The organism is Rahnella sp. P4_A8 (assembly GCF_056402435.1).
Map to the genome: position 1 here is coordinate 1 of NZ_JBFUHK010000391.1, position 529 is coordinate 529.

Sequence of the window (529 nt, forward strand, 5' to 3'; positions counted from 1 at the left end):
CGTCAGGGTGGTGTAGACATCGCCCGGTGACATATTGTTGATGATGTTAAACGCCTGAGTTTTATTACTTGAGAACACGCGCAACACGCTGCCCGCCCCACCATTATAAGCAGTAATCACCGCATAACGACGCGATGTCGGGTTGCTGATATTCCCCAGATACACGTTTTGCAACATCGCCAGATACGCGGTGCCGGTATTAATATTGTTCTGCGGATCAAACAGATAGCTGCGACTCGGTTTGCCCCATTTCCCTTCAGATTTGAACACATCTACGCCTGCGGTGTGCTGCACAACCTGCATCAGACCCAGCGCATCAGCATTACTGACCGCATACGGGTTAAAGGCCGATTCTGTTTGCATGATCGCCAGTATCAGCGACTGATCGACACCATATTTCGCGGACGCTTCCCGGATCATCGGCAGGTATTTATGCGCACGCTGATTCAGGTGGTTTGGCACCATCTGAATCGTCACGGAATAAATCACGTGCAGACCGGACTGACGACGCATCAGCTTGTTCTGGATC

Annotated in this window: 1 protein-coding gene; it reads right to left on the minus strand. The window is 51.2% G+C overall.

What is annotated here, in order from left to right:
* On the minus strand, nucleotides 1-529 hold a 529-nt coding region (locus tag AC1DUO_RS26185), incomplete at both ends, for a murein transglycosylase domain-containing protein (RefSeq protein WP_477989666.1).